This is a genomic window from Antarctobacter albus, from assembly GCF_900101505.1.
Classification (GTDB): domain Bacteria; phylum Pseudomonadota; class Alphaproteobacteria; order Rhodobacterales; family Rhodobacteraceae; genus Antarctobacter; species Antarctobacter albus.
Map to the genome: position 1 here is coordinate 275,115 of NZ_FMZI01000002.1, position 25,303 is coordinate 300,417.

Below are 25,303 nucleotides of genomic sequence, written 5' to 3' on the forward strand. Positions count from 1 at the left end.
GAGGGAAAGAGCATGTTGAAGGATGGGGCCGTCTGGGCGCTTGGCGCCATGTCGGGGACCTCGCTGGACGGGGTGGATGCGGCCATGCTGCACACCGACGGGCTGCGGATCCTGGATTTCGGCACCAGCGGATACCGCGCCTATTCCGAGGGGGAGCGCGCGGTGCTGAGGGCTGCCCTGGGGCGCTGGCCCGGCGCGGGGCTGGAGCCGGCGCTGGAGGTGATCCAGTCCGCGCATGTGGAGCTGCTGTCGCAGTTCCCGGGAGCGCAGCTGGTGGGGTTTCACGGTCAGACCCTGGCGCATGAACCGCGCGGCCGGGGCACGCACCAGCTGGGCGATGGCGCCGCGCTGGCGCAGGCCCTGGGAAAGCCGGTGGTCTGGGATTTCCGCTCGGCGGACGTTTCTCTGGGGGGCGAAGGCGCGCCCTTGGCGGCGTTCTTCCACTGGGCCTGCGCGCGCCATATTGGCGCGACCGAGCCACTGTGTTTTCTCAATCTCGGCGGCGTCGGCAACCTCACCTGGGTCGATCCCCGGGCGGAGACACCCGAGGCCGAAGGCGCGCTTCTCGCCTTCGACACCGGCCCGGCCAATGCGCCGATCAACGACCTCGTGGCGGAACGTCTGGGCCTCGATTGCGATCTTGACGGGCGGTTGGCCCGCAAGGGACGGGTCGAGGACGGCGCGCTGGAGCTGTTCCTGGATGAGGGGTTCTTCCGCAAGATGCCGCCCAAGTCGCTGGACCGGGACGATTTTTCGCTGATGCTGGACCTCGTGCGTGAATTGTCGGATGCCGATGCGGCGGCCACCATGACAGGCATGGCGGCGGCGGCGGTCATGCAAGGTATGGAACATTGCCCGAAACCGCCCGCCCGTGTGCTGGTCACAGGGGGCGGGCGCAAGAACCCGGTCATGATGCGGATGTTGGCGGCGGGGCTGGATTGCCCGGTGGAGCCGGTGGAAAAGGCGGGCCTCGATGGCGACATGCTGGAGGCGCAAGCCTTTGCCTATCTCGCCGTGCGCGTGGCCCGTGGCCTGCCCACATCGGCGCCGGGCACAACAGGCGTGGCGGCGCCGGTGGGGGGCGGACAAATCAGCCGACCTGAGAGCGTCCAGGGATGACTCGCGCCTGCGGCGCGTGCCTGCGGCGGAGGTATTTATAGCCCAAAGAAACATGGGGTTCTGCAAAACGCCCGCCCCGTGACGCGCACGAGACGGGCGTGAAGCGGCGCCGGTGTCTGCCGGATGCTTCTTCGGGCACGGTCATCGGCTCCTCAGCCTGTACCGTGCAGACAGGTTGGCGCATTAACCTTAATCAAGGGTGAACGACCCAGTATTTCTTTGGGCCGAAAATACCTCCGGGGAGCGCGAGGGGCAGAGCCCCTCGTCCAAACAGCCTGTGCGGCGCAGCCGCTCCGTCGGATCAGCCTGACGTCAGCCGCCCGTGTGGCTCATGTGCCGGGACACGCGACCGTCCACGCCCTGGCGGGAGTAGTCGAAGTCGTGACCCTTGGGTTTGAGCGCGATGGCCGCGCGGATCGCCGCCTCCAGCGGTTCGTCGCTGTCGGGATGGTTGCGCAGCGCCGCGCGCAGGTCGGCGTTGTCTTCCTGACCCAGGCACATGAACAGCTCACCCGTGCAGGTCAGGCGCACCCGGTTGCAGCTTTCGCAGAAATTATGCGTGAGCGGCGTGATGAAGCCGATCTTCTGGCCCGTTTCTTCCAGACGGACGTAGCGGGCGGGGCCACCGGTGCGCTCGGGAAGGTCGGTCACGGTATACTGTTCCGCCAGCCGCGCGCGCAGGTCGGTCAGTTTCCAGTATTGATCCAGCCGGTCCTCGTTGCCGATGTCGCCCATCGGCATGACCTCGATCCACGTCAGGTCCATGTCGCGTTCGGCGCACCATTCGGTGATCGAAAACAGCTCGTCCTCGTTGAAGCCCTTGAGCGCCACGGCGTTGAGTTTGACCCGGAGACCCGCAGCCTGTGCCGCGTCCAGCCCGCGCAGGACCTGCGGCAGACGGCCCCAGCGTGTGACGTCGGCAAATTTCTTTTCGTCCAGCGTGTCGAGCGAGACATTCACCCGCCGCACGCCCGCCGCGTAGAGATCCCCGGCGAAGCGTTCCAGCTGCGATCCGTTGGTCGTCAGCGTCAACTCCTTGAGCGCGCCGGAGTCGAGATGCCGCGTCATGCGGCGGAAAAACGTCATGATATCCCGGCGCACCAGCGGTTCCCCGCCGGTGATGCGCAGTTTCTCGACCCCCAGTCGCACAAAGGTCGAACACATGCGATCCAGCTCTTCGAGCGTCAGCAGCTCTTTCTTTGGCAGAAAGGTCATGTTCTCCGACATGCAGTAGACGCAGCGGAAATCGCAGCGGTCGGTGACGGAGACCCGAAGATAGGAGATCGGGCGCTGAAAGGGATCGATGAGCGATTGTGTCATGTGCGAGACACTAGTCCTCGGTCGGAAATTCGGCAAGAGTGCCGTGGGAAATGTCATGAAGGGGGAGGGACGCAAATTGCGCGGCATCCTGACGACACTGTTGATTTGCGCCGCTCTGGCGCCCGCAGGCTGCGGCAAACTGCCCTTCCTCAAGGACCGCTCGCAGGCCGAGGTGCCTGCACCACAGCCGCAGACCCCGCCGGAGGGCGCAGCCGCGGTCAGGCCGCCAGAGGGCGCGCGCACGGCGGAACAGTTCGATACGACCACCGCCGATGAGCGCAAGAAGGCAGCCGAGGCGCCAAAACCGGGGGGTGAGAGCCTGCTGGGCGAAACCGTGGCCAGCCTGGGCGATCCGGCGGCGGCCGGGTTCTGGCTGGAAACGCCGCTGGTGACGTCGGTGCGGCAGGGCCGGGTGGAAAACCCGGCAACCGGCAAATCCTCGCAAGTGGAACTGAGGCCGATCGAAGGGCCGAAAACCGGCGGCAGCCGGATCTCGCTGGCGGCCATGCGGCTGATCGGCGCCTCGCTGACGGATCTGCCGACACTCAAGGTCTTTGCCGGCGGCTAGGGCAGGTATTTGCCTGCCTCCTTGCGCGCAAAGGGTTTCATCGCTGCGCCATGCGAGTCGAGGAAACCCTGCGCGGCCCCGGCGTCATGTTTCGACAATTCGCGAATCCACCAGGCCACGGCCTTCTGGATGAACCATTGCGGGTCTGGAACATAGCGGGCGGCCCAATCCAGCACGCGCGCCCGGGCATCGGCCTGCTCGGGCTTGGGAAAATTCAGATGCGCCAGGGGCAGGGTGATGACCAGCGCCGCGCGTTTCGTCCAGAGATGGTCGCTGGTGGTCCAGCTCTCGACCTCGTCCAGCCGAGACAGATCCGCCATGATCCGGCGTTGCCCCGCCATGCAGGCGTGATCGGCCACCGCCCAGGCGTCGAAGGTCGGCACCCAGGAACAGATCAGCCGCCAGGCCTCGTCGTCGGGCCGCAGCCGGGCCTGTGTCAGCAGCTTGGCGGCCAGGATGCGCGCCTCGTGGATGTCACTGGCCCAGAGCGCACTGGCCAGCGCCACGCGGCCCGGCACGTCCATGACCTGCCGCCATTCCTTTGCCAGATCGTTCAGCACCGGGTTGGGCACGCCCAGATAGAGGCGGTCCACCTTGTGATAGCGCGCCGATCCCTCGGCGCGCTCTGCGTCTCCCTGAGCGCGCAGTGTGTCCAGAGCCTGTTCGGGCGTCACTCCACCGTCACCGATTTTGCGAGGTTGCGCGGCTGGTCGACGTCGGTGCCCTTGGCGATGGCCGTGTGATAGGCCAGAAGCTGCGCGGGCAGGGCATAGAGGATGGGCGCCAGCACGTCTGGCACCGTCGGCATCTGAACCACGCGCCAGACGTCCTGGCCTGCGGCGGCGGCGCCTTCGGCATCGGTGACCAGGCAGACCTTGCCACCGCGCGCCATGACCTCCTGCATGTTCGACACGGTCTTTTCGAACAGCGCGTCCTTGGGGGCCATGACCACCACAGGCACATGTTTGTCGATGAGCGCGATGGGGCCGTGTTTTAGCTCTCCAGACGCATAAGCTTCGGCATGGATGTAGCTGATTTCCTTGAGTTTTAACGCACCTTCAAGCGCGAGGGGATACATCAGGCCGCGCCCCAGGAAAAGGATATCGCGCGCCTCTGCCAGCTTGCGCGCCACGCCGGCGATCACCTCGTCGCGGTCCAAGGCGGCGTTGAAGGTGCCGGGCAGCGCGCGCAGGCCCTTGAGGATCTCGTCGCGGGCCTCGGGCGTCAGCCGCCCGCGCGCCTCTGCCGCCTTGAGTGCCAGCAGCAGCAGCACGTTCAACTGGCAGGTAAAGGCCTTGGTCGAGGCAACCCCGATTTCCACGCCAGCGTGGATCGGCAGCGCCAGGTCGCTTTCCCGCGCGATCGAGCTGTTGGGCACGTTGACCACGGAAAAGATCTTGTCGGCCTTGTCCGCGCAATAGCGCAGGGCGGCCAGCGTGTCCGCCGTTTCGCCCGACTGGCTGACGAAAAGCGCCGCGGTTCCGGGCAGGACGGGCGGCTCGCGGTAACGGAACTCGGACGCGATATCGACCTCGACCGGCAGGCCTGCAAGCTGTTCGAACCAGTATTTCGCCGTCAGGCAGGCGTAGTAGGCGGTGCCGCAGGCGACCATCGTCAGCCGGTCGATTTTGGCAAAGTCGATGCCCGGATCGGGCAGGGCGATGCCCTCTTCGGTCAGGTAGGCGTTCAGCGCGTCGGACAGGACCTGCGGCTGTTCCGCGATCTCCTTGGCCATGAAATGCTTGTACCCGGCCTTGTCGACCCGGGCCGCGTCCATCTGGACCTTGCGCATCTCGCGGTTGACCAGGCGGCCCGCCTCGTCGTGGATGGTCACGCCTTCGCGGGACAGGACCGCGCGGTCGCCTTCTTCCAGGTAGGTGATGCGCGGCGTCAGCGGGGCCAGCGCGATGGCGTCGGAGCCGACGTACATCTCGCCCTCGCCATGCCCGATTGCCAGCGGAGAGCCCTTGCGCGCCGCGACCATCAGGTCGTCTTCGCCGTCAAAGAGAAAGGCCAGGGCAAAGGCACCTTCCAGCTTGTCGATGCAGGCCATCGCCGCATCCACCGGCCCCATGCCCTTTTGCATCAGGCTATGGGTCACAAGGGCGATGGTCTCGGTGTCGGTTTCGGTCGTGGGCGCCAGTCCCGAAGATTTAACTTCGGCGCGCAACTCCTTGTAGTTCTCGATGATTCCGTTGTGAACAACGGCCACGGGGCCGGATTTATGCGGGTGGGCATTGTCGGTCGAGGGTTCGCCGTGGGTGGCCCAGCGGGTGTGCCCGATGCCCGATTTTCCCGCCAACGGGTTGTGCACCAGCGCGTCCGAGAGGTTGACCAGCTTGCCCATTGCCCGGCGCCGGTCCAGGTGGCCGTCATGCACGGTTGCGATGCCGGCGCTGTCATAGCCGCGATATTCCAGCCGACGCAGCGCCTCGACCAGTTGCGGGGCCACTTCGTGGGTCCCAAGAATGCCTACGATTCCACACATCTTCTCAAATCCCTCGTCTCAAAATAATCCGCCCGGTCAGGCGTTTGCCTTCTGCTTGGCCTTTTTCGCGCGCAGCATGTTCATCAGCTTTTCCGCCAGGCCCGGCTTGGTTTCCTGCTTGCCCCGCGCAATCGCCAGCGCCCCGGCCGGCACGTCCGAGGTGATGGTCGATCCCGATCCTGTCATGGCGCCGTCACCAATCGTCACCGGGGCCACCAGCATCGTGTCCGACCCGATGAAGGCGCGTTTGCCGATCACGGTGCGGTGCTTGAACACGCCGTCATAGTTGCAGGTGATGGTGCCGGCGCCGATGTTGGTCTTTTCGCCGACCTCGGCGTCGCCGATATAGGTCAGGTGGTTGGCCTTGACGCCTTCGTGCAGCACCGCGTTCTTGACCTCGACAAAGTTGCCGACATGCACGTCCTCGGCCAGTTCGGCACCGGGACGCAGGCGGGCATAGGGGCCGACGATGGCGCCACGGCTGACGTGGCAGCCCTCGAGATGGGAAAAGGCACGGATGCGGGCGCCGGATTCCACGGTGACACCGGGGCCAAAGACCACGTTCGGTTCGATCTCGGCATCGCGGCCCACCACCGTGTCCCAGGCCAGGTGCACCGTTTCGGGAGCCTGCAGCGTGACGCCCAGGTCCAATAGCTCGGCCCGCGCGGCGGCCTGAAAGGCGGCCTCGGCAAAGGCCAGGTCGGTGCGCGAGTTCACGCCCAGGGTTTCCGCCTCGGGGCAGCGGACGACGGTTGCGCTCCTGCCCTCGGCGCGGGCGATGCCCGGCACATCCGTCAGGTAGTATTCGCCACTGGCATTGTCGTTTCCGACCTTGGCCAACATCTCGGCCAGCAGGCCCGCGTCTGCCGCAATTACACCTGAATTGCAGAGAGTTATGCTGCGTTCTTTATCCGTCGCGTCCTTGAACTCGACGATCTTGACCAGGTCGTCGCCCTCCATCACCAGCCGGCCATAGCGGGCCGGGTCAGCGGCCTCGAACCCTAGCACCACGACGTCATGCGTGGCCCGCGCGGCGCGCATCGCCTCCAGCGTGTCGGGCGAGATGAAGGGGGTATCGCCATAAAGCACCACCACGTCGCCCTCGAACCCCTCCAGCGCGGGCAGCGCGATACGCACCGCATGGCCGGTGCCCAGCTGTTCGGCCTGTTCGACCACGGAGAGGTCGGGGTCATAGTCGCGGGCCGCCTCGGCCACCGCGTCGAACCCGTGGCCACCCACGACCACCGTCCGCTCGGGCGCCAGCGCGGCGCCGGCGCGCAGCGCGTGCCAGAGCATCGGCGCCCCCGCGATCCGGTGCAGGACCTTGGGTTGGTCCGAGTTCATGCGAGTGCCCTTGCCGGCGGCAAGTACGATCAGGGCGGTGCTCATCAGGCTGCTCCGGAATTGCCTCTTTTTCCTGCCCGTTTTATCGGAGTGTTCGAGTGGTGCAAGGTGGCGTGGTTCACGGCAGGTTGCGGCATGTGACAGCAGGGGGCAGGCAAATGAAGAAATGCGTCATCTTTGATCTGGACGGCACCTTGGCCGACACCAGCGGCGACCTGATCGCCGCCGCCAATGCCTGTTTCGAAGGCATGGGAGAGGCGGTGCGCCTGGACCCGGCCACGGATGCGGGCGTGGCCCTGCGTGGCGGCCGGCGGATGCTGACCGAGGGGCTGACGCGCGCGGGCCGCATGGACGAGGATGTGGTGGACGCCTGGTATCCGCACCTGCTGGAGCATTACGGCGCGGCGATCGACACGCACACGCGGCTCTATGACGGTGCGGTCGAGGCGGTCGAGGCCCTGCGCGGAGCGGATTACGCCGTCGGGATCTGCACCAACAAGCCCGAGGCGCTGGCCCAGGTCCTGCTGGAACGGCTGGGGGTGCGCGGGTTGTTCGGCTCGCTGATCGGCGCCGACACCGGGCCGACACGCAAGCCGGATGTCGCGCCATACTGGGCGGCGGTCGAAGGCTGCGGCGGTCTGCGCGAGGCTTCGCTGCTGGTGGGGGACAGCGACACGGACCGCAAGACCGCCGCCGCGGCGGGCGTGCCCTCGGTTCTGGTCACCTTCGCGCCCGAGGGGCAGGCGGTCAGGGCGCTGAACCCGGAAGGTGTGATCGACCATTTCGACGAGTTGTCAGGGGTCGTCCGGCGTCTGATCGGGTAGCGGCAAGGCCCTTGGACCGCGCTTTCAAGCGCGTTTCTCCACCTATGGCGCCCGATACAGAAGATCGGTCAGCGCAGTCAGCGGCCCGGTTTCAAGTTGAGCTATGGCCCTGTCGATGGCTTGGGCACGGTCCGGTCCCAGGACCGGGTCGGCCAGGGCGCGGTATTTCCCGGCCAGTTCCTCTTCTGTCGGCGGCGCCTCGGCGTCCCATCGCGGCTGAACCCAGTCGCCCTGGACCACGCGCCCGTCACGCAGGTGCAGCCGCACCCGCGCCAGCCGCGTTCCCGGAAAGACCGCGTTGGCATGGGCGTCTTCGGACATGGTCAGCCCTTCGGACAGGCGCAGGATCTCGGGGTCGCGCAGGCTGTCGCCGTCGAGATCCTCTGGCCCAAGAGCGCCGCGCACCAGCGCCACGGCACAGGGGAACGACGTCGAATACTGCGCCTCTTCGGTGGTCCGGGGGCGCGCCGTGGCCAGGCGGATCGACTCGTGAAAGCTCTCGACCTCGATGCGGTCGACATCGCCCGAGGTCAGCCCATGCGCCCGCCGCAGCGCCAGCACGCCTTCCACCGGCGCCTGGGCCCAGCGGCAGACCGGGTAGGGTTTGAAGTACTGCCGCAGGATACGCCAGTCTTCGCCCAGACCGGTCCAGACCTGCGGCGCCTGTTCAACCGTGATCGCGGGCGCACCGGTAAAGCCGCGCCGCGCCAGCTGGACCGCCGAGACGCCGCACATGGCGCCCCAGCCGGACCCGTCCTTGACCATCGTCGGCCAGTCGATGCAGCGCATCATCTGGCTGCGCGGGCCGTGGTATTCCGCGATTCCCAGGGCCTGCCGCGTCTGCTCCGCCGAAAGTTCCAGAAGGCGGGCGCCCCCCGCCGCCGCCGTCACCGCGCCCCAGCTGCCCGAGGTGTGGTAGTCGGGGCAGGTGGCGTGCTGGGCCTCGGCCGCGCGTGCGCCAAATTCATACCCCATGACCAGAGCGGTCAGGAACGCTTGCCCCGAGACCTGTGCCTGGTGACCGAAGCCCAGCAGCGCGGGCAAGAGCGGGCAACCGATATGTCCCTTGGAAGGGTTATAGCCGTCGTGACCATCGAGGCTGTCGATGGTCATGCCCGCGGCCATTGCCGCCGCCGCAGGGGCCGCAGCGCGATTGTCGAACAGCATCGGTGCCGTGCCGGGCAGATCCTCGGCGGCGTGATCGCGGATGATCCGCGACAGGTCGGTGCCAAGACCACCCGCCGCGACGCCGATCAGGTCACGCAGGCAGCGCTTGGCCTGGGCCTGAACTCTCCGGGGCAGGTCGTCCCATCGCAGGGTGTGGATAAAGGTCAGGGCATCGCTCATGCCCCAAGTCTTTGACCGGGGCGCCCCGGATTCTGCGCGGATCGCGACAGGATTCCCCCCGGAGTGTCGGAAACGAAGACTGTGCGCCGGAACAGGTCCGATGTGAACCGGCGTGCGTGCCCTTGGTCGGCAGGAGTGATAACGACGCGCCGTAGTTCCGAGAAAGGCCGTGCCCGATGATTCCCGCCAGATACGCCCATGTCCTGTTCAGCCTGCTCTTGTCCGGGCTGATGTCCCTGCTGGTGTCGTTGATCGCGACACTCAAGAACGCGGGGCTGAAGGCCGATATCCTCTCTCTCTGGATGGGGGCCTGGTTGTCCAGCTGGCTGCTGGCCTTTCCTGCCGTCCTGGTCATCGCACCGATGGTGCGCCGCCTGGTGGCGCGGCTGACCGTGGCCGAGGATCACGCGGCCTGACGCGCGGAGGGGAATTGACCGCATCCGATCAAGGCGGCATCAAAGACGGATGACAGAGCGTTTCACCGGCACTTTCACCCAGCAGGAACCGATCCCCGAGGAGGCCATCGCCGCCGCGGTCGAGGTCATGCGGGGCGGACGGCTGCACCGATACAACACCCTTCCCGGAGAGACCGCAGAGGCGGCCCTGCTGGAACAGGAATTCGCCGCCCTTACCGGGGCGCGCTACTGCCTGGCGGTGGCCTCGGGGGGCTATGCGCTTGGCTGTGCCTTGCGGGCGGTCGGCGTGCAACCGGGCGAGCCGGTGCTGACCAATGCCTTTACCCTGGCCCCCGTGCCGGGGGCGATTGCCGGGGCGGGGGCGGTGCCGGTCTATGTCGGCGTGACAGAGGATCTCGTGATCGACCTCGACGACCTTGAAGCAAAGGCGGATCGCGCGCGTATCCTGATGCTCAGCCACATGCGCGGGCATCTTTGCGACATGGACCGCCTGATGGCGATCTGCGGCGCGGCGGGGATCACCGTGATCGAGGATTGCGCGCATACGATGGGCGCGGCCTGGAACGGCGTTCCCTCGGGGCGCCACGGCGCCTTGGGCTGTTACTCGATGCAGACCTACAAGCATGTGAACTCGGGCGAGGGCGGGTTGCTTGTCACCGACGACGAGGAGATCGCGGCGCGCGCCGTGATGCTGTCGGGGTCCTACATGCTCTATGACCGGCACCTGGCCGCGCCGGGGCCGGAGGTCTTCGAGCGGGTGAAATACACGACACCCAATGTCTCGGGGCGGATGGACAACCTGCGCGCGGCGATCCTGCGTCCGCAACTGCGGGCGCTGGACACCCAGGTGGACCGCTGGAACGACCGTTACGCGGTGGTCGAGGAGGGCTTGCGCGGGACACCCGGTCTGCACCTGCCGCGGCGTCCGCAATCGGAACGCTATGTCGGCTCTTCGATCCAGTTCCTGCTGCCGGGATGGACCGGCGAGGCGGTGCAGGAAGTGCTGTCACGCTGCGCCGCGCGGGGTGTCGAACTCAAGTGGTTCGGCGGGGCCGAGCCCAGCGGCTTTACCTCGCGCTATGACAGCTGGCGCTATGCCCCGTCCGAGCCGATGCCGCAGACCGACCGTATCCTGCGCGGCCTTCTGGACATGCGCCTGCCGCTGACCTTCAGCCTCGAGGATTGCGCACTGATCGCCCGGATCATCCGGGCCGAGGTCGGCGCGGTCTTCCAGGCGCGGGGCTGAGAGCCGCCTAGTCGATCACCGGGTCCAGCCCCATCAGCCGGCTGACAGGCGCGTGGTCGTCGGTTAGGATCATCGGGTCCTTGGCGCTCAGCACGCTGTCGATGAACTCCGGTCCCAGCGCGGCAAAGCGGATCTCTTGCGGGGCACGCGTGGTGATGGTGGACACCTGGCTGTCCCCGGCGCCCGCCAGCAGGACGAAAATCCTCCGCTCTCCGGGTTGCGGCGGGCGCGCCTCGGTCCAGACCTCGACGCTGGGAAAGACCGCGCGCAGGGTTTCCACGATTGCGGCCAGCGCATCCAGCCGGTCGGTGCTGTCGATCAGGTTCATCGCAAAGACGCCATCCGGGGCAAGCCGGTCACGGACCAGCTGAAAAAACTCGCGCGTGACCAGGTGTTCGGGCACGGCGATGTCGGTAAAGGCATCGCCGATGATCACGTCGTAGGGCGCGGCGCTGTCGCGCAAGGCGGTGCGCGCGTCGCGGTGCAGGACGGTGACGGTATCGGTGTCGAACCAGAAATCGGCCACGGCCCGCGCGGTCACCTCGGGGTCGATCTCGGCCACGGTGATGCCGGTGATGCCGCGATCCGCCCAGGCGCGCGGGACCGAGTAAGAGCCGCCGCCGATGTGGAACGAGGTGAAGTCGCGATCCCCCATGCGCATCCGGGGCAGGGCGTCCAGCATGGCGGTGTGGTCGGTGAACATGACGCGCGGGTCTTCGCGCGCGCTGATGCCGTGAGCCAGGTGGTCGAGCACCATGAGGCGGACCGGCGCCTCGGTGTCCTCGGACAGGTCCACGGTGCGGATGCAGAAATAGCTGCTTTCCCGGTCGCAGATGGCGGGCAGGCGCAGCGCCGACACCCCCAGCAGCAGCGCCAGCGCCAGCGTGCCGCCCGCGGTGGCCCACTGGCCGCGTGACCCGCCCGCAAGGCCAAGGCAAACCAGGGCCGAGACCGCATAGACCGCCGCGATCACCGTCAGCGAGGCGACCGAGCCGAGCCAGGCCACGAAGAGGAACCCGGCCAGCAGCGTGCCGGCGATGGCCCCAACGGCGCCCGCGGCGAACATCGCCCCCAGCGCCTGTTCCGATTTCTCGCGCCCGCGCATTGCCGCAACGCTGAGGATGGGCGCTGGCACCCCGGCAAAGAGCGACGGCAGGAAGAAGGCCAGCGAGGAAATCGCCGTGATCGCCGCCAGCGGATGGGTCAGCGCGCCCAGCACCGGCCCCGCCGTGGAGCGCAGCAGCAGAGAGGCGCCGGCAGTGGCCACTGCCGCCGCCACCATGCACCAGGCCGCCCGGCGGAGCGCGCGGCCCGTCTCCAGCGCGGCGATCCGTCCGCCCCACCAGTGGCCGACCGACAGGCCCGCCAGGACGACGGCGATGATGGCGGTCCAGGTGTAAAGGCTCATGCCGACATAGGGGGCGATCATGCGTCCGGCGACGATCTCGACCACCATGCTGGCGGCGGACACCGTGGCCTGCAACAGGATCATAAGCCAGAGCGGGGCGTGCGGGGATGTGGGTCCGGTCATGGCGCCATTAGGACAGCCGGGAAATCCCGGTCAAGCCGGAAGCGCGGGACGGCATTAGCCGGACCGGCGCCCTGCGGCTTGACCGGTCCGGTTGCGTCAGGCGCTGCGCCGTGTCGCGTTGGTGCCCGCTGCCCTTGGGGCAAGGCGTTCACGGAGTGCCGCAGGCAGGTGCCGCCGGGCCGAAATCCGCGGGCGGGGCATCTCGGGGATGATCCGTTCAACCCCGTAGAGGTCGAGGTATTCACCAAAGTTGTCAAAGGCCCGTCGACCGACAAGGTCGATGAAGGTTTCCGCAGGCGCGCCGTTGGCCAGGATCACGTCATGCGCCTCTGTCTCGACATGGTAGACGGTGAACCGCTGGGGCAGATCGGATAGCGGGACAAAGTCGATACTGTCCCCGTTGACCATTGCGCTGGCGTTCACCACCAGCCCGTCGAGGATCATGCCGTGATCCGCTGTCACCGTCAGGTCGCGATGCGGAATGCCGTCCCCCAGCGCGCCCGCGCGAATGCGGACCATCTGCGCCCTCCTGGCGGCTATCCCTGTGCGAAGGGCCTGACGCCCCAGCCATTTGACCGGCACGATGCGTCCGTCCGCAGTGAGGACGAGATCGCCTATGGTCAGCGACTCCACGGGGCGGCTGCCTGAGGGCGTGGCAATCTCCGTCCCGGCGGCGAAACAATAGGTGTAGTCGCCGCTGGTGACCGGGCCGACAAGAACAGAGCCGTCGGCATCGTAGAACCTGTTGGATGCCACCCAGTAAGACGTGCTGAGCGTGCCCGTGATGGCGATGATCGGATCGCCATCGGCGTTGAAGCCATAAAGCGTGACGGGGTTCTGGGCCGTCCCCGTCCATGTCAGCGGATCGCCGACAGTCGTGGTGTCATTGCTTGCGCCATCGGCACCGTCCGTCATCGTCGTGTCGGTCACATAGCGATTGGTATAGGCGGTGGAGCCGTCCGGCGGCGTCGTGCCGAGGAAGTAGGCGTAGGAATAGGAATCGGGGCTGGGCATTCTGTCGTCTTTCCTTGGTCGTCCGGTGGCTTGGCCTCGGGTGTCCTGTCGCTTTAACGCATCCAGCCGGGCAGCGGCTTGAGGCAGATCAAAGGTCCCGCAGCCAAGTGGCCGTGCCGCGCGTTTGCAACCCCATTGACCCGACTCGCTTGCTCGCGTTAAATGAACAAGCGTTCATTACTTGGGAGGAGCGGGCGTGTTTCTGGCGACGATGAAGTTTGACCTGGGCGAGGATGTGCTTGCGCTGCAGGAGATGGTGCACAAGTGGGCGCAGGAGCGGGTCAAGCCGATGGCCGCCGAGATCGACCGCAGCAACACGTTTCCCGCCGAACTCTGGCGCGAGATGGGGGACCTGGGCCTGCTGGGGATCACCGTGCCCGAGGAATTCGGTGGCGCGGGCATGGGCTATCTGGCCCATACCGTCGCGGTCGAGGAAGTGGCGCGGGCCTCTGCCTCTGTCTCGCTGTCCTACGGGGCACATGCCAACCTCTGCGTGAACCAGATCAAGCTGAACGGCAGCGATGAACAGCGCCGCAAGTACCTGCCCGGCCTGATCTCGGGCGAACACGTGGGCGCGCTGGCCATGTCCGAACCGGGGGCCGGCTCGGATGTCGTCAGCATGAAGCTGCGCGCCGAAAAGCGGAACGACCGCTTTGTTCTGAACGGCAACAAGTACTGGATCACCAACGGGCCGGACGCCGATACGCTGGTGGTCTACGCCAAGACCGATCCCGACGCCGGGGCCAAGGGCATCACCGCCTTCCTGGTCGAGAAGACCATGAAGGGCTTTTCCACCAGTCCGCATTTCGACAAGCTGGGGATGCGCGGATCGAACACCGCCGAGCTGATCTTCGAGGATGTCGAAGTGCCCTTCGAGAACATCCTTGGCGAAGAAGGCAAGGGTGTGCGCGTGCTGATGTCCGGGCTGGACTATGAGCGTGTCGTGCTGGCGGGCATCGGCCTGGGCATCATGGCCGCCTGCATGGACGAGATCATGCCCTACTTGGTCGAGCGCAAGCAGTTCGGCCAGTCCATCGGGAACTTCCAGCTGATGCAGGGCAAGATCGCCGACATGTACACGGCCATGAATTCCGCCCGCGCCTATGTCTACGAGGTCGCCAAGGCCTGCGACCGGGGCGAGGTCACGCGGCAGGACGCGGCGGCCTGCTGCCTTTACGCCTCGGAACAGGCGATGGTGCAGGCACACCAGGCGGTGCAGGCGATGGGCGGCGCGGGCTTCCTCAACGATGCGCCGGTGGCGCGGATCTTCCGCGATGCCAAGCTGATGGAGATCGGCGCCGGCACGAGCGAGATCCGCCGGATGCTGGTCGGGCGCGAGCTGATGGGGGCCATGTCCTGATGAGGGGCGCCGCGCCCATGCGGACCAGGGGCCGGCGGTCGCGGTGAGCATGCGCCTGCTGCTCTGGGCGCCGCTGGCGGCGCTGGTGGCCCTGGGCGCGCTCCTGGCCTTTCGGGCCGGTTGGATCGCGGCCCACCTGACAGAGAGCATGGCGATCGAGAGGTATGCCGCCCGCTACATGGCCGAAACCGGCGCGCAGGCGGCGGATTGCTCGGCGGTTCCGGGGGCACGGGTCTGGCTGGTGATACGCTGCGGCACGGGGCAGGATCGGCGGGTCTACCGGGTGAACCGAATTGGCGGACTGGTCACGGGACAGCCGGCGGACGGTGACAGGATGAAGGAACCAAGTACATGAGATCTATTGCCTTTGCCATTGTTGCCGCTTGTGCGGCACTGCCCGCCACGGCGCAGGAGCTGGTGTTCTCGCCGCGCGCGACCGAAAGCTGCCTGGGATCGGGCGCGGACTTTCGCAGCTGTATCGGGCTGTCGGCCGCGGCCTGCGTCGAGGACAACGGTTATGCCACGGTGGTTCTCAGCGGCTGCTACGGGCGCGAGCTGGACTGGTGGGACGACCGCCTGAACGCCTCTTACGGATTTGCGATCCGCTATGCCAAACAGGCCGACATCGACAACGCCAGTTTCGCCCCTTCGCAAGAAGAGGCCCTGCGCGAAATGCAGCGCGCCTGGATCCGGTTCCGTGACGCCAAATGCGCCTATGCCCGCAGCCACTGGGGCGGAGGCACCGGTGCCGGGCCCGCAGGCGTCGAATGCCTGATGCGCGAGACCGCCGAGCAGACCTGGTACATCGAAAGCATGGTGACGCCGGGCTGATGCTGAAATCTGCCCCCACATATGACGCGCTGCGCGCGGGCTTTCGCTGGGATCTGCCGGCGCGGTTGAACATGGCCGAGCAGGCCTGCGACCTCTGGGCGCGCCGCGACCCGGACCGCGTTGCGATCCTGGATCATGCCAGCGGCGCGGCGGTGACTTACGGCGCCCTGGCGGCCCTGTCGCGGCGGGTGCAGGCGGCGCTTCTGGCGCGCGGCGTGGGGCCGGGCGACCGGGTGGGCGTATTGCTCAGCCAGTCGCCGCTGTGCGCGGCCGCGCATCTGGCCTGCTGGCGCATGGGGGCGATTTCCGTGCCGCTTTTCATGCTGTTCCGAGAGGACGCGCTGCGCTCGCGCCTGTCGGACAGCGGCGCGGGCGTGGTGGTCACGGACGCGGAGGGCGCCGGGATGCTGGCACCTTTCGACCTGGAGGTTCTGCGCGAGGACGAGCTGCCGCCAGAGGGGGCCGAGGGGCCGGCGTTTGACAGCGGGCCGGAAACGCCCGCCGTGCTGATCTATACCTCGGGTACCACGGGCACGCCCAAGGGCGCGTTGCACGGGCACCGGGTCCTGACCGGGCACCTGCCGGGGGTGGAGATGAGCCATGATTTCCTGGGTCAGCCGGGCGACGTCCTGTGGACGCCCGCCGACTGGGCCTGGATCGGCGGATTGTTCGACGTGCTGATGCCGGGGCTGGCGCTGGGGGTGCCGGTGGTCGCGGCGCGGATGCGGCGCTTCGACGTCGATGAGTGCACAAGGATCGTCTCGGAACACGCTGTCAGGAATGTGTTTTTTCCGCCGACGGCCCTGCGTATTCTGAAGGCTGCGGATGCCCGGATCACCGGGCTGCGCTCTGTCGCCAGCGGTGGCGAGCCGCTGGGAGCCGAGATGCTGGCCTGGGGGCGCGCGGCGCTGGGTGTCACGATCAACGAATTCTACGGCCAGACCGAATGCAACATGGTGGCCAGTTCCTGCGCGGCGCTTTTCGATCCGATACCGGGCGCCCTTGGCCGGGCGGTGCCGGGCTTCGACATCGCCGTGATCGATGAGGACGGTTCGCCGGTCGAGGGCGAAGGCGACATTGCCGTGCGGCGCGGCTGTGCCTCGATGATGCTGGAATACTGGAACCGGCCCGGGGCGACGGCGGAAAAGTTTCGCGGTGACTGGCTGGTGACGGGCGACCGGGGGAGGCTCGACGCGGGCTTTATCCGTTTCGTGGGCCGCGAGGATGACGTCATCACCTCTGCCGGCTACCGCATCGGTCCGGCGGAAATCGAGGACTGCCTGCTGACCCATCCCGGCGTCGCCACCGTGGGGGTGGTGGGCAAGCCCGATCCGCTGCGGACAGAGATCGTCAAGGCCTACGTGGTCCGCAAACCGGGTGTCGAGGTCGACGCCGGGACGCTGCAGGCATGGGTGAAGGATCGCCTCGCAAGCTATTCCTATCCAAGGGAAATCTCTTTTCTGGACGCCCTGCCGATGACGGTGACGGGCAAGGTGATCCGCAAGGAACTGAAGGCGCGCGCGGCGGCCGAGACCGCGCAGGAATGAACAAGGGGACGGGGACATGAAACTGCAATCCCAGGTGCTGACGGCGGGTGAGGCCTATGAGGCCAACCGCGCGGCCCATCTCGAGGCGCTCGACCAGATCCAGGAGGCCGCCGCGCTGGCCATGTCCGGCGGCGGGGAAAAGGCGCGCGACCGCCACCTGAGCCGGGGCAAGATGCTGCCGCGCGAGCGGGTGGCCAACCTTCTCGACCCCGGGTCGCCTTTCCTGGAGGTCGGGACCACGGCGGCGCATGGCATGTACGGCGGCGCGGCGCCCTGCGCGGGGGTGATCGCGGGCATCGGGCTGATTCAGGGGCGGCAGGTCATGGTGATCTGCAACGATGCCACCGTGAAGGGCGGCACCTATTATCCCATGACGGTCAAGAAACACCTGCGCGCGCAGGAGATAGCCGAGGAAAATGCGCTTCCTTGTGTCTACCTCGTGGACAGTGGTGGTGCCAACCTGCCGAACCAGGACGAGGTGTTCCCGGACCGCGACCATTTCGGGCGGATCTTCTACAACCAGGCGCGGATGTCGGCCAAGGGCATCGCGCAGATCGCCGTGGTCATGGGTAGTTGCACGGCGGGCGGGGCCTATGTGCCCGCCATGTCGGACGTGTCCATCATCGTCAAGGAACAGGGCACGATCTTCCTGGCCGGGCCGCCTTTGGTCAAGGCGGCGACGGGAGAGGTGGTGACAGCCGAGGACCTGGGCGGCGGCGACGTTCATACGCGCCTGTCTGGTGTGGCCGACTACCTGGCCGAGGATGACGCCCATGCGTTGGCCTTGGCGCGGCGGGCGGTCGGATCGCTTGGGGGGCATGGGTGCAAAGCACCCATCCTACAGGGCGAAGCGCCGGCCTATGACCCGGATGAACTGCTCGGCGTGGTGCCTGCCGATCTGCGTACACCCTATGACATCCGCGAGGTCATCGCGCGGATCGTGGACGGCTCCTACTTCGACGAGTTCAAGCCCCGATTCGGCGAGACGCTGGTCTGCGGATTTGCCAAGCTGGAAGGCATGGATGTGGGCATCATCGCCAACAACGGTGTGCTCTTTTCGGAAAGCGCCTCCAAAGGCGCGCATTTCGTCGAGCTTTGCTCGCAGCGGCGCATCCCCCTGGTTTTCCTGCAGAACATCACCGGCTTCATGGTCGGCCGCAAGTACGAGAACGAGGGCATCGCGCGCCACGGGGCCAAGATGGTCACCGCTGTCGCCACCACCTCGGTGCCCAAGGTGACGGTGCTGGTCGGCGGCAGTTTCGGGGCGGGCAACTACGGCATGGCGGGCCGCGCCTACCAGCCGCGCTTTCTGTGGACCTGGCCCAACAGCCGGATCTCGGTCATGGGCGGCGCCCAGGCGGCGGGCGTGCTGGCCACCGTGAAACGCGACGCCATCGAACGCTCGGGCGGCACCTGGTCCGAGGAGGAAGAGGCCGAGTTCAAGCGCCCGACGCTGGAGATGTTCGAGGAACAGTCGCATCCCTTGTATGCCAGTGCCCGGCTCTGGGACGACGGCATCGTGGACCCGCGCAAGACCCGGCAAGTCCTGGCACTTTCCCTGCGCGCCGCGCTGAACAAGCCGGTCGAGGAGACACGCTTTGGCGTGTTCCGGATGTGATGCCTGCGCAAGCACCGACTTGCGCAGGCGGTGGCCAAGGTCACACCCGCGCAGCGGATGTGACAGGCCACACAGCAACCACTTCTATCGAAAGGCCGAACGCATGCGGTTTCGCGGTCAGGTTGATGTCTGTTTCCTGGCGGGTGAGAAGGGCTTGGTCGTGATGCTGAACCGTATTGAGGGTATGCCGAAAACGGGAATGCGGGTTTGCATCGGCGAAACTGAAACGCGAATTATCGACGTCGGTCGCAATTCAACCGATGGGCAGCCGGTTTCTACCCGCGATTGCCTGACCGGGCGGCCATGTTCGCCTTACGGATTCATCCTGATCGATTTTCTTGAGCAACGCCCGAAGCGCGGCGTGTGGGTCGAAGAGGCAAGGGACAATGACCATGTTTGACACCATCCTGATTGCAAACCGGGGCGAGATTGCTGCCCGTGTCATCCGCACCGCCCGTGCGATGGGTCTGCGCACCGTGGCCGTTCATTCCGACGTGGATGCCGATGCCTTGCACGTGGCGCTGGCGGACGAGGCGGTCTGTATCGGCGGCGCGGCGCCCTCGCAGAGCTACTTGCGGACCGACGTGATCATCGAGGCCGCGCAAACCACCGGCGCGCAGGCGATCCACCCGGGCTACGGCTTTCTCAGCGAGAACCCGGATTTCGTCGAGGTGGTCGAGGCGGCGGGCCTGACCTTTGTCGGGCCTTCGGCGCAGGCGATCCGCCAGATGGGGCTCAAGGACGCGGCCAAGCGGCTGATGGACGAGGCTGGCGTACCCGTAGTGCCCGGTTACATGGGCGAAGACCAGGACCCCGGCCACCTGGAGGTCGAGGCACACCGTGTCGGCTATCCTCTGCTGATCAAGGCGGTCGCGGGCGGCGGCGGCAAGGGGATGCGGCTGGTCGAGGCGCCCGAGGAATTTGTCGACGCGCTGGAAAGGGCCAAGGCCGAGGCGCTGACCGCCTTCGGAAACGATGCGGTGCTGATCGAGAAATACATCCAGCGCCCGCGCCATATCGAGGTGCAGGTCTTTGGCGACGGGACGCGGGCGGTCCATCTGTTCGAACGCGACTGTTCCCTGCAACGCCGCCACCAGAAGGTGATCGAGGAAGCGCCTGCGCCCGGCATGACCGAGGAGATGCGTGCCGCGATGGGGGCCGCCGCCGTGCGCGCCGCCGAGGCCATCGGCTACAAGGGCGCGGGCACGGTGGAATTCATCGTGGACGGAGCCAACGGCCTGCGCCCCGACGGGTTCTGGTTCATGGAGATGAACACCCGCCTGCAGGTGGAACACCCGGTGACCGAGGAAATCTGCGGTGTCGACCTGGTGGAATGGCAGATTCGGGTCGCCTCGGGCGAACCATTGCCCGCCCGGCAGGAGGACCTGAAGATCAACGGCCATGCCTTCGAGGCGCGGCTATACGCCGAGGACGTGCCGGCGGGATTCCTGCCCGCTACGGGCACGCTGTCGGACCTGTCGTTCCCCGAGGGGTTGCGCGCGGAAACCGGCGTGCGGGCCGGTGATGCCATCAGCCCGCATTACGACCCGATGATCGCCAAGCTGGTGGCGCATGGCCCCACGCGGGCCGTGGCCCTGCGACGCCTGGCGCGGGGGCTGCGCAACAGCCGGGTGGCGGGCACGGTGACGAACCTCGCCTTTCTTGGCGCGCTTGCGGAACACGAGGGCTTTGCGCGGGGAGAGGTGGACACCGGGTTGATCGCGCGGGACATCGACGCGTTGACCGCACAGCCCGAGATCACGCCTGCGATCTGGGCCGAGGCGGCGCTGACCGCGCTGAGGCTGACGGAGGCCGTGGACTGGGAAACCGGCTTTGCCCTCTGGCGGCCGGAATGGCGTAGGGTGGTGCTGGAACAGGGCGGCACCCGGCGCGAGATCGGCGTCAAGGTCAGAGGGCCGGGCTCTGTCCTGGTCTCCGTCGAGGGGCAGGTCGTCGAGGCGCTGCGCGGGGTGCGCGGCTGGACCTTCGATGACACGCCGGCTGCGGGCGCCTATCTGGCGCCGGGGCAGGTGACGGTCTTTGCCCATTACGGGATCGCCTTCGATCTGCCCGATCCGCTGGCGCGGGGCGCCGCGGCTGCGGGCGCCCTGGACGGGGCGCTGGCGCCGATGCCGGGGCGGGTCGTCTCTGTCCATGTCGCTGTCGGCCAGGAGGTCGCGGAAGGCGACCGGCTGGTGGTGCTGGAGGCGATGAAGATGGAACACACCATGCGCGCGGGCCGCGCGGGCGTGGTGTCCGAGGTGCTGGTGGCCGAGGGCGACCAGGTCGAGGCGGGCGCGCCGCTGGTCCTTTTGGAGGAGGACGGATGATCCGCCTGCACCACGTCCAGTACGGGCGCAGCTTTCGCGTCCTCTGGCTGATCGAAGAGATCGGCCCGGAGCGGTTCGGTGGGCTGGAAGTGATCGAGCACCGCATCGGCACGCCGGAGATGCGTGAAAGCGGCCTGGCGCGCGTTTCGCCTGCGATACGCATCCCGGCGATCGAATGGGACGGGCTGGAGATGAGCGAATCCGGTGCCATCGTGGAATACCTGGCCGAACGGCTGGCGCCGGACCTGACCCGCGCGCCGGACCACCCGGAGCGCCCCGCCTTCCTGCAATGGCTGCACTATGCCGAGACGATGGCCAGCCTGATCGAGAACCTGAACCTTCAGATGGTCTTTTTGCGCCCGCCTGCGAAACCGGCGCCTGTGGTGGTCAAGCTGCATGTGGCGCGCCTGCGCCAGACCCTGCGGGGGATGGAAGAGGCGCTGGGGGAGAAGGAGTGGCTTTTGCCCTCCGGGTTCTCGGCGGCGGACATCATGATGGGGTTCAACCTTTTTGCGGCGCCTTACTACGTGGACATGGAGGAATTTCCGCGCCTTCTGGCCTACCGCGCCCGGATGGAGGCGCGTCCTGGCTATCAGCGGGCGGTTGAGCGCGAGGGGCCGCAACGGTTTTACGCGCAGGACTTCTACCCGGTGCCGGAGGCGTGAGGGGGCAATCCGATTGAGCGCCTTCGGCGCACTGGTTTTCTCGCCTTTCGCCTGCGGCGGGCGGCTCGGCGAATGGGTATTTGGACCAAGAAGAAACCCGGAGGGGGAAGATGAGCGAGACAGTCGAGATCTTCGAGGTGGGCCCGCGTGACGGGCTGCAGAACGAAAAGCGCGAGATTCCGACTTCGGAGAAGGTGGCGTTGGTCGATCTCTTGTCCGGGGCGGGGTTTCGGCGCATTGAATGCGCCTCATTCGTGAGTCCGAAATGGGTGCCGCAGATGGCGGATTCCGGCGAGGTCCTGGCAGGGATCACACGGGCGCCGGGCGTGTCCTACGCGGCGCTGACGCCGAACCTGAAGGGGTTGGAGCGGGCTTTGGCGGCCAAGGCGGACGAAGTGGCGGTGTTCGGTGCGGCCTCGGAAGGATTTTCCAGGGCCAATATCAACGCCAGTGTCGACGAGGGGCTGGCGCGTTTCGTGCCGGTGGCCGAGGCGGCGAGAGAGGCGGGGCTGCCGGTGCGGGGCTATGTGTCCTGCGTGGTGGAATGCCCCTATGACGGCGCGGTGGCGCCCGGGGCCGTGGCCCGGGTTGTGGCGGTGCTGCGCGACATGGGCTGCTACGAGGTCTCCCTTGGCGACACCATCGGGCGGGGTGTGCCCGAGGCGGTGGACGCCATGCTGGCGGCGGTGCTGGACGAGATGCCCGCCGCGCGGCTGGCGGGGCATTTCCATGACACATCCGGCCGGGCGCTGGAGAATATCGACGTCGCGCTGGAGCGGGGCCTGCGGGTTTTTGATGCAGCCGTGGGTGGGCTGGGGGGATGTCCCTATGCGCCGGGGGCGGCGGGCAACGTGGCGACGGAGGCGGTGCACGATCACCTGGTTGCCAAGGGCTACGTCACCGGGCTGGACCGGCCGGTGCTGGACAGGGCCGCGCAGGTGGCGCGGTCCATGCGTGAGGGCTGAAATGGACAGGGAACATTGGGATGCCGCCTACGCAGAAGGCGTCGAGGGCAAGAGTTGGCACGAAGCCGTGCCCGAGGCCTCGCTGCGGATGATCGAACGGTCCGGGCTGGTGCCTGGGCGGGCGATCGACGTGGGCGGTGGCGCCTCGTCCCTGGCCGGGCATTTGCGCGGGCTGGGCTGGGATGTGACAGTCCTGGACATTTCCGCGGCAGCGCTGGAGCTGGCGCAGGCGGCGCTTGGGACGGGAGCGGCGCAGATCACCTGGGTTGCCGAGGACATCACGCGCTGGCGGGCCTCGGTGCCCTTCGATCTCTGGCATGACAGGGCGGTGTTCCATTTCCTGACGGACCTGGAGGACCGGTTGGCCTATGCGCGTGCCCTGCGCGACGGGCTGCGGCCTGGCGGTGCGGCTGTGATCGCGACCTTTGCAGAGGATGGGCCGGAGCGTTGCTCGGGCCTGCCGGTGCGGCGCTATTCGCCTGAAGGTCTGTTGGCTGCGCTGGGGCAGGGGCTGCGCCTGGAGGGCGCCGAGCGGGTCCGCCACGTCACGCCATCTGGGCAGGAACAGAAATTTCAGGTCAGCCTGCTGCGGCGGCTGCCAAAGGAGTGAGGACAAGGATGGAGTTGATCGGGGTATCGCGCGACGCGCGGGGTGTGGCGGAGATCAGCCTGCGCCGGGCGGACAAGCACAACGCGCTGTCGGCGCAGATGATGACCGAGCTGGAGGCCACGGCGCGCAGCCTTGCGTCGGACGCGGAGGTGAAGGTCGTGGTGCTGTCGGCCGAGGGCAAGTCCTTCTGCGCCGGCGGTGACCTGGCCTGGATGCGCGCGCAGTTCGAGATGGACCGGGCGACACGGCGCGAGGAATCCTCGCGCATCGCCAAGGCTTTGGGCGCGCTTTATGCGCTGCCGCAGCCCCTGATCGGCAAGGTGCAGGGCAATGCCTTTGGCGGTGGGTTGGGGCTGATTTCCGTTTGCGACATTGCGCTGGCCGCCGAGGGCGTGAAATTCGGGCTGACCGAGGTCAAGCTGGGTTTGATCCCGGCCAATATCGGGCCCTACGTGATCGCCCGGCTGGGCGCTGTGAAGGCGCAGGAGATCTTCATGAACGGTCGGATCTTTGGCGCCGCCGAGGCGATGGCGCTGGGGCTGGTGAACCGGGCGGTTGCCCCGGATGACCTGGACGAGGCCGTCGCGGCGGAGGTGGCCTTGCCGCTGGCCTGTGCCCCGGGGGCGGTTCGGGATGCCAAGGCCCTGTTGCGGCGGCTGGCGGGCGAAGTCACCGAAGCCGAGGTTGAAGGGGCCATCGACGCCTTGGCCGACCGCTGGGAAACCTCTGAGGCGCAGGAGGGAATCGCGGCCTTTTTCGACAAGCGGCCCGCGCCCTGGGCGTGACCGGGGGCGGGATGCTGATCCAGATCGCCCATCTTTATGCGACGGCCTGCCTGGCGGTGGTCTTTTTCCAGTTTGCGCTGATCGGTGGGGCGCCGCTGGGGCCCTGGACGCAGGGCGGGCAGCATGAGGGGGCCTTGCCCATCTCGGGCAGGGTGATTGCGGCTTTTTCGGTACCGGTGCTGATCTTCCAGGGGCTTGCGATCCTCTCGGTGGCAGGCTTTCCGGGGCTGGACTGGCCGCGCTGGTGCGGGTGGGCGGCCCTTGGGGTCAGCACGGTCAGCGCGGTGCTGAACGGGATCACCCCCTCTGCGCGTGAACGCGCGGTCTGGTTTCCGGTCACTTTGGTGATGGCCGGACTGGCCGCCTATGTCATGATTTCTACCGCGCGCTGAACAGGCTCATCGCTGCGCGGCGAGTTCCGCCCAGCGGGTGGCGATCAGCCGGGCATAGCGCATGGGCGAGAGGCCGTAGGCGCCCACGGCGTAGCTGTCGTTGATCTCGACCACCAGCGTCCGGTCCTCGGAGGTGACCCCGAAATCCAGCGCATAGGCCGCGGGTGCGCCCGCCTGCGACTGGGCGGCCAGCGCGGCGCGGATCACCTGCGGATCGGGGAAACGCAGCGGATCGCCCCGGTAGGGCCGCAGGTCGATCAGATCCCCCTGCAGGACAAAGCCGCGATACTCGGTCACGAAATCCACCGGTTCGGCACAGATCACGGGCTCGGCGTCGGCGATATGCGCCGTCGGGATCAGGTCGGCAAAGCTGGACAGCAGCGTTCCGGTAAAGAGCTTTGGCTGGTCGGGCAGGGGCTTGACGAAGATCGCGCTGCCATTGCCCGCCAGTTGTCGCGCCTCGGCCATCGTCGCCTGCCAGATGCGCCGCCCGGCAAAGGGCATCAGCGCCTCGGGGATGCTGTCGAGATCGGGCACCGGAATGCCAAGCCGTTCCATGCCCTGCCGGGCATAGCGGATGCCGCCCACGACGATATCCCCCGGGACCAGCGCGAGGGCGTCGAAATCCCCGGGCGCGAAGAGGCGGACCTCTTCGCCAAGCTGCGCAAAGCCCACGCGGGCGATATCGCGGTTGACGCTGAAGATCGTGTCGTCGGGGGCAAGGATGTGAACGGTCATGGCACTGTCTTTCCTGTCTGTCCGAGGCAGGTAGCGCAGGCGGCCCGACATGAACATGGCGGGATTCCCGCCCCCGGCGCATGTGATCACAACACCGGGCGCGACGCTTGCGCGCGGCGTGTGCTGCCGTGCAGCATGGGATTTCCGGACATCCCATTGTCAACAAAGGAAAATCCGCCAATTTCAGGGAAAGCCTTTTGTTCGCAGGGATTTGAATGCTTGCGCCTCGTGTTGACCCTGCCAGA

At 67.2% G+C, this 25,303-nt stretch carries 25 protein-coding genes; 17 read left to right on the forward strand and 8 right to left on the reverse strand.

Going from position 1 to position 25,303, the window contains the following annotated elements:
• The first annotated feature begins 12 nt into the window (after positions 1 to 12).
• The gene (locus BLQ71_RS04460) at positions 13 to 1,119 is read left to right on the forward strand and encodes an anhydro-N-acetylmuramic acid kinase (RefSeq protein ID WP_074620857.1); all 1,107 of its coding nucleotides are present in this window, start codon (positions 13 to 15) and stop codon (positions 1,117 to 1,119) included.
• Between the two features lie 312 nt (positions 1,120 to 1,431).
• Here BLQ71_RS04460 and moaA read toward each other — a convergent pair whose 3' ends face one another.
• A complete protein-coding gene (moaA, locus tag BLQ71_RS04465) occupies positions 1,432 to 2,439 on the reverse strand; it encodes a GTP 3',8-cyclase MoaA (protein ID WP_074620858.1) in 1,008 nt (335 codons plus the stop codon).
• 55 nt (positions 2,440 to 2,494) lie between these two features.
• Here moaA and BLQ71_RS04470 point away from each other — a divergent pair, with 55 nt between their 5' ends.
• Positions 2,495 to 3,007, forward strand: a complete 513-nt coding sequence (locus BLQ71_RS04470; RefSeq protein WP_074620859.1) for a hypothetical protein — start codon at positions 2,495 to 2,497, stop codon at positions 3,005 to 3,007.
• Here the strand turns inward: BLQ71_RS04470 and BLQ71_RS04475 are convergent.
• The 3 genes from BLQ71_RS04475 to glmU are packed head-to-tail and all read right to left on the reverse strand — an operon-like array spanning position 3,004 to position 6,884.
• Positions 3,004 to 3,681, reverse strand: a complete 678-nt coding sequence (locus BLQ71_RS04475) for a DNA alkylation repair protein (RefSeq protein WP_074620860.1) — start codon at positions 3,679 to 3,681, stop codon at positions 3,004 to 3,006. The two genes, BLQ71_RS04470 and BLQ71_RS04475, sit on opposite strands and share 4 nt — an antisense overlap.
• A complete protein-coding gene (glmS, locus tag BLQ71_RS04480) occupies positions 3,678 to 5,495 on the reverse strand; it encodes a glutamine--fructose-6-phosphate transaminase (isomerizing) (RefSeq protein ID WP_074620861.1) in 1,818 nt (605 codons plus the stop codon). The genes BLQ71_RS04475 and glmS overlap by 4 nt, the downstream gene beginning before the upstream one ends.
• Positions 5,496 to 5,531: 36 nt before the next feature.
• Positions 5,532 to 6,884 (reverse strand): bifunctional UDP-N-acetylglucosamine diphosphorylase/glucosamine-1-phosphate N-acetyltransferase GlmU, encoded by a 1,353-nt coding sequence (glmU, locus tag BLQ71_RS04485; RefSeq protein WP_074620862.1) that lies wholly within the window; start codon positions 6,882 to 6,884, stop codon positions 5,532 to 5,534.
• Between the two features lie 113 nt (positions 6,885 to 6,997).
• Here glmU and BLQ71_RS04490 point away from each other — a divergent pair, with 113 nt between their 5' ends.
• Positions 6,998 to 7,663 (forward strand): HAD-IA family hydrolase, encoded by a 666-nt coding sequence (locus BLQ71_RS04490; RefSeq protein WP_043143556.1) that lies wholly within the window; start codon positions 6,998 to 7,000, stop codon positions 7,661 to 7,663.
• Positions 7,664 to 7,705: 42 nt separating this feature from the next.
• Here the strand turns inward: BLQ71_RS04490 and BLQ71_RS04495 are convergent, their stop codons facing one another.
• Positions 7,706 to 9,010, reverse strand: a complete 1,305-nt coding sequence (locus BLQ71_RS04495; RefSeq protein WP_074620863.1) for an MmgE/PrpD family protein — start codon at positions 9,008 to 9,010, stop codon at positions 7,706 to 7,708.
• A gap of 176 nt (positions 9,011 to 9,186) precedes the next feature.
• On the opposite strand from BLQ71_RS04495, the gene BLQ71_RS04500 reads away from it, so the two are divergent.
• Together BLQ71_RS04500 and BLQ71_RS04505 are read left to right on the forward strand one after the other, a co-directional pair.
• The gene (locus tag BLQ71_RS04500; protein WP_074620864.1) at positions 9,187 to 9,426 is read left to right on the forward strand and encodes a DUF2798 domain-containing protein; all 240 of its coding nucleotides are present in this window, start codon (positions 9,187 to 9,189) and stop codon (positions 9,424 to 9,426) included.
• Between the two features lie 49 nt (positions 9,427 to 9,475).
• Complete coding sequence (locus BLQ71_RS04505) at positions 9,476 to 10,672, forward strand: DegT/DnrJ/EryC1/StrS family aminotransferase (RefSeq protein ID WP_074620865.1); 1,197 nt, start codon at positions 9,476 to 9,478, stop codon at positions 10,670 to 10,672.
• 7 nt (positions 10,673 to 10,679) lie between these two features.
• On the opposite strand, the gene BLQ71_RS04510 is transcribed toward BLQ71_RS04505, so the two are convergent.
• Together BLQ71_RS04510 and BLQ71_RS04515 are read right to left on the reverse strand one after the other, a co-directional pair.
• Positions 10,680 to 12,203 (reverse strand): fused MFS/spermidine synthase, encoded by a 1,524-nt coding sequence (locus BLQ71_RS04510; protein ID WP_074620866.1) that lies wholly within the window; start codon positions 12,201 to 12,203, stop codon positions 10,680 to 10,682.
• A gap of 96 nt (positions 12,204 to 12,299) precedes the next feature.
• Entirely contained in the window at positions 12,300 to 13,217 is a 918-nt protein-coding gene (locus tag BLQ71_RS04515) for a Hint domain-containing protein (protein ID WP_083342148.1), read from the reverse strand.
• A 196-nt stretch (positions 13,218 to 13,413) separates the two neighbouring features.
• On the opposite strand from BLQ71_RS04515, the gene BLQ71_RS04520 reads away from it, so the two are divergent.
• From BLQ71_RS04520 to BLQ71_RS04575, 12 genes are all read left to right on the forward strand, one after another.
• A complete protein-coding gene (locus BLQ71_RS04520; protein ID WP_074620867.1) occupies positions 13,414 to 14,577 on the forward strand; it encodes an isovaleryl-CoA dehydrogenase in 1,164 nt (387 codons plus the stop codon).
• Between the two features lie 43 nt (positions 14,578 to 14,620).
• Positions 14,621 to 14,932, forward strand: a complete 312-nt coding sequence (locus tag BLQ71_RS04525) for a hypothetical protein (protein ID WP_437438245.1) — start codon at positions 14,621 to 14,623, stop codon at positions 14,930 to 14,932.
• Positions 14,929 to 15,408, forward strand: a complete 480-nt coding sequence (locus BLQ71_RS04530; RefSeq protein ID WP_069211575.1) for a lysozyme inhibitor LprI family protein — start codon at positions 14,929 to 14,931, stop codon at positions 15,406 to 15,408. The genes BLQ71_RS04525 and BLQ71_RS04530 overlap by 4 nt, the downstream gene beginning before the upstream one ends.
• Positions 15,408 to 16,955: an AMP-binding protein gene (locus BLQ71_RS04535; RefSeq protein ID WP_074620869.1), complete on the forward strand. Its 1,548-nt coding sequence runs from the start codon at positions 15,408 to 15,410 to the stop codon at positions 16,953 to 16,955. The genes BLQ71_RS04530 and BLQ71_RS04535 overlap by 1 nt, the downstream gene beginning before the upstream one ends.
• A 16-nt stretch (positions 16,956 to 16,971) precedes the next feature.
• Complete coding sequence (locus BLQ71_RS04540; protein WP_074620870.1) at positions 16,972 to 18,573, forward strand: carboxyl transferase domain-containing protein; 1,602 nt, start codon at positions 16,972 to 16,974, stop codon at positions 18,571 to 18,573.
• Positions 18,574 to 18,676: 103 nt separating this feature from the next.
• Entirely contained in the window at positions 18,677 to 18,973 is a 297-nt protein-coding gene (locus tag BLQ71_RS04545; protein ID WP_043143576.1) for a hypothetical protein, read from the forward strand.
• On the forward strand, positions 18,966 to 20,903 hold the full coding sequence (locus BLQ71_RS04550) for an ATP-binding protein (RefSeq protein ID WP_074620871.1): 1,938 nt from the start codon (positions 18,966 to 18,968) through the stop codon (positions 20,901 to 20,903). Before BLQ71_RS04545 ends, BLQ71_RS04550 begins: the two co-directional genes overlap by 8 nt.
• Positions 20,900 to 21,568, forward strand: coding sequence for a glutathione S-transferase family protein (locus tag BLQ71_RS04555; RefSeq protein ID WP_074620872.1), 669 nt, complete (start codon positions 20,900 to 20,902; stop codon positions 21,566 to 21,568). Before BLQ71_RS04550 ends, BLQ71_RS04555 begins: the two co-directional genes overlap by 4 nt.
• 110 nt (positions 21,569 to 21,678) lie before the next feature.
• Entirely contained in the window at positions 21,679 to 22,533 is an 855-nt protein-coding gene (locus tag BLQ71_RS04560) for a hydroxymethylglutaryl-CoA lyase (RefSeq protein WP_074620873.1), read from the forward strand.
• A 1-nt stretch (position 22,534) separates the two neighbouring features.
• Positions 22,535 to 23,143: a class I SAM-dependent methyltransferase gene (locus tag BLQ71_RS04565; RefSeq protein WP_074620874.1), complete on the forward strand. Its 609-nt coding sequence runs from the start codon at positions 22,535 to 22,537 to the stop codon at positions 23,141 to 23,143.
• An 8-nt stretch (positions 23,144 to 23,151) separates the two neighbouring features.
• Positions 23,152 to 23,928 carry a crotonase/enoyl-CoA hydratase family protein gene (locus tag BLQ71_RS04570; RefSeq protein ID WP_074620875.1) on the forward strand — a complete coding sequence of 259 codons (777 nt, stop codon included), beginning with the start codon at positions 23,152 to 23,154 and terminating at the stop codon, positions 23,926 to 23,928.
• A gap of 11 nt (positions 23,929 to 23,939) precedes the next feature.
• Positions 23,940 to 24,320: an NADH dehydrogenase gene (locus tag BLQ71_RS04575; protein WP_074620876.1), complete on the forward strand. Its 381-nt coding sequence runs from the start codon at positions 23,940 to 23,942 to the stop codon at positions 24,318 to 24,320.
• 6 nt (positions 24,321 to 24,326) lie between these two features.
• On the opposite strand, the gene BLQ71_RS04580 is transcribed toward BLQ71_RS04575, so the two are convergent.
• On the reverse strand, positions 24,327 to 25,058 hold the full coding sequence (locus BLQ71_RS04580; RefSeq protein WP_074621007.1) for an ATP-grasp domain-containing protein: 732 nt from the start codon (positions 25,056 to 25,058) through the stop codon (positions 24,327 to 24,329).
• Positions 25,059 to 25,303: the final 245 nt, after the last annotated feature.